Genomic DNA, 3121 nt, shown 5'->3' on the forward strand with positions numbered 1-3121 from the left:
CCCTCGACGTCGCGCTCCGCGTGCGGCACCATGCTGGCCGACCCGATCAGCGTCGGCGGGTTCCAGTACAACTCGCAGTTCGCCCAGGCCGCGCAGCAGTCCGACCTCCTGATCCTGCCCCCGCTCGAGATCCGCCTCGGCGAGCGCGCCCCACCCGGCCCGGTCGCGCTCCCCGATCCCCACCCGAGCGAGAGAGCACACCATGTCCCTGCCCACGAAGGCCGCCTCCGGCGGTGAGCTGAGCAACCAGCAGCAGCTCGAGCAGTACGGCTACAAGCAAGAACTCAAGCGGTCGGTCTCGACCGTCGACCTGTTGATCTACGGCCTGATCTTCATGGTGCCGATCGCGCCCTGGGCCATCTTCGGCACCGTCTACAACGCCTCGTCGGGCATGGTGCCGCTGGTCTACCTGGTCGGCCTCGTCGCCATGATCTTCACCGCCCTCGCCTACGCGCAGATGGCGAAGTCGATCCCGCTGGCCGGGTCGGTCTTCTCGTACGTCGGGCGGGGCATCCACCCCGTGGCCGGGTTCTTCGCCGGATGGGCCATCCTGCTCGACTACCTGCTCGTGCCGACGCTGCTCTACGTCTTCGCGGCCGAGTCGATGATCGGCATCTTCCCGGGCACCGCCCGCTGGATGTGGGCGCTGATCTTCGTCGCGATCAACACCGCGGTGAACCTGCTCGGCATCAGCTCGATCAAGCTGATGAACCGGGTGTTCCTCGCGATCGAGGTCGTCTTCATCGTGATCTTCGTCATCATCGCCGTGACCGCGCTCAACGGCGGCACGATCCCCGGCGCCGAGTTCACCACCGACCCGATCTGGGACTCGAGCAAGGTCACCGCACCCCTGATCGCCTCGGCGCTGTCGATCGCCGTGCTCAGCTTCCTCGGCTTCGACGGCATCTCGACGCTGTCCGAAGAGAGCACCGGCAAGCGTGGCGGAGCGGGCAAGGCGATGATCATCGCCCTGTTCATCGTGGCGTTCTGCTTCATCCTGCAGACCTGGCTGGCCAGCGCGCTCGCCGGCGGCCGCGACTCGTTCCCCGAGGGCGAGGCCGGCAACGCCTTCTTCGACCTCGTGCGCGAGGCCTCGAACAGCGGGTGGGCGACGGCGTTCTTCGTCGTCAACGTGCTCGCCGTCGGCATCGCCAACGCGATGGCCGCCCAGGCCGCGACCTCGCGCCTGCTGTTCTCGATGAGCCGCGACAAGCAGCTGCCGGCCTTCCTCTCGAAGATCAACACGCGTCAGGTGCCGCAGGCCGCGATCCTCGTCGTGTCGGCGCTCTCGGCCGTGCTCGTGCTGTTCTTCGTCGGACAGATCGACGTGATCGCCTCGCTGGTCAACTTCGGGGCCCTCTTCGGCTTCATGCTGCTGCACGTGTCGGTCGTCGTGCACTACGTCGTGAAGAAGAAGTCGCGCAACTGGCTGCTGCACCTCGTCGTGCCCGTGGTCGGGTTCCTGATCATCGGCTACGTGCTGGTCAACGCCGCGCCCGAGGCCAAGATCGGCGGCGTGATCTGGCTGGCGCTCGGTGCGGGCGTGTTCCTCTACTACCGCAGCCGAGGAGGCGCGGCGCCGACCCTCGGGCAGGGCGCGGACGATCCTGCGGTCACGTCGGTGCCCGCCGCCGACTCCGAACGGCGCGACGCATGAGCTCCGGGGACGCTGCCGGCGCCGACGGGACCGGCCCGGGGGCCGGCGCCTCAGCCGGGGAGCCGACCCGCGCCTCCTCGGGGCCACGGCACGACGGGATCGACCACTTCCTCGGCAAGGAGCACGGTCGCCCCGGCTTCACCGCCACGGCCCCGCCGGCCCTGCGCATCGAACCCGGCACGGGCGAACGCATCGGGTTCGAGACGAGCGACGCCGTCTACGCCGAGCTGCACCGGCACCACGACCTGGCGAAGCTGTCCGTGCCGATCAACCCCGTCACCGGGCCGGTGTACGTCGAGGGCGCGAAGCCGGGCGACGCGCTCGCCGTCACGGGGCACGAGGTCCGACTGATCGAGCACGGCTGGTCGGTCAGCCTGCCCGGGTCCGGAGCTCTTCAGCACGTCATGGGCGACGAGATGTTCACCCGCCGCGTGCCGATCGACTCCGACGGGGTGCACGTCACCGACCGGCACGTGTTCGAGGCCCGGCCGATGATCGGCTGCATGGGCACGGCGCCCGCCCAGGGCGAGAACTCGACGATCATGCCCGCGTACGCCCAGGGCGGCAACATGGACGTCACCGAGAACACGGTCGGCTCGACGGTCTACCTGCCGGTCATGGTCGAGGGCGCGTACCTGTCGATCGGCGACGTGCACGCGATCATGGCCGAGGGCGAGTCGTCGTTCGTGGCCATCGAGGCCGAGGGCACGGCGGTCGTCTCGATCGACCTGGTGCCGGGCCTCGGCTTGCGGGCTCCGCGCATCGAGACCGCCGACGACTGGATCTTCGTCGGCCTCGGCGACCCGGTGCAGGAGAGCATCCGCCGCGGCTACGAGGACGCCTTCTCGTTCCTCGTGGACGACCACGGCTGGTCCCGAGGCGACGCCTACGCCGTGCTCAGCGCCGTGGGGCACTCGCGGCTCGGTGGCCCGACGGGCTCGGTCGCCCCCGACCCGCTGCACCCGTTCGACGCCGTCGGCGCGGTCACGCTGCACCGCGTGCCCAAGAGCGTGCTCTAGCGCGCGAGACCCCAGGAAGTCACCGAGACCCCCGTGCGCGCACGGGGGTCTCGGCCGTTTCGTGGGGTCTGACCCGTCGTCGGTTCAGTCGTTCAGGTGCGCCAGGGCGTAGTCGGCCTCCTCAGCCGTGAACTGCTCGCCGTACTCGCTCACGAGTTGGTCGCGCAGCACGTCGCCGGTCATGCCGTCCCGCGCGTAGGCCTTGGCCTTGCGGACGGCGTTGGCCTGCCAGTCGGCGTCGACGGTGTCGACGGCGTACTGGGCCGCTTCGGCGGACGCACCGCCGGCGACGAGCTTCGAGAAGGTCTCGGCCTTGCTGCTTCCCAGGCTGATCGCGATGGTCTCGGCGTCGTCGAGGGCGTCGGAGTAGTCGGCGGGCACGTCGGCGGCTGCGGACGTCGGCGTGGCCGACGCAGTGGGGGCGGGTGTCGACGACGTGCGGACG

At 69.9% G+C, this 3121-nt stretch carries 3 protein-coding genes and 1 pseudogene; 3 read left to right on the forward strand and 1 reads right to left on the reverse strand.

Going from position 1 to position 3121, the window contains the following annotated elements; genetic code table 11:
- From AEQ27_RS14760 to AEQ27_RS14770, 3 genes and pseudogenes are all read left to right on the forward strand, one after another.
- Positions 1–237, forward strand: a pseudogene (locus AEQ27_RS14760) (hypothetical protein); the annotation flags it as partial.
- Positions 203–1657, forward strand: coding sequence for an APC family permease (locus tag AEQ27_RS14765; RefSeq protein WP_054147361.1), 1455 nt, complete (start codon positions 203–205; stop codon positions 1655–1657). The pseudogene AEQ27_RS14760 and the gene AEQ27_RS14765, both read left to right, overlap by 35 nt.
- Positions 1654–2676 (forward strand): acetamidase/formamidase family protein, encoded by a 1023-nt coding sequence (locus AEQ27_RS14770; protein ID WP_082383631.1) that lies wholly within the window; start codon positions 1654–1656, stop codon positions 2674–2676. Before AEQ27_RS14765 ends, AEQ27_RS14770 begins: the two co-directional genes overlap by 4 nt.
- Positions 2677–2760: 84 nt before the next feature.
- Here AEQ27_RS14770 and AEQ27_RS14775 read toward each other — a convergent pair.
- On the reverse strand, positions 2761–3121 hold a 361-nt coding region (locus AEQ27_RS14775; protein ID WP_054147362.1), incomplete at its 5' end, for an Ltp family lipoprotein.

This window comes from Frigoribacterium sp. RIT-PI-h (genome assembly GCF_001297205.1).
Classification (GTDB): domain Bacteria; phylum Actinomycetota; class Actinomycetes; order Actinomycetales; family Microbacteriaceae; genus Frigoribacterium.

Excerpts from the sequence above, each read along its gene's own strand:
- AEQ27_RS14765 (WP_054147361.1), top strand. The coding sequence starts at position 203 with ATGTCCCTGCCCACGAAGGCCGCCTCCGGCGGTGAGCTGAGCAACCAG.
- AEQ27_RS14770 (WP_082383631.1), top strand. The coding sequence starts at position 1,654 with ATGAGCTCCGGGGACGCTGCCGGCGCCGACGGGACCGGCCCGGGGGCC.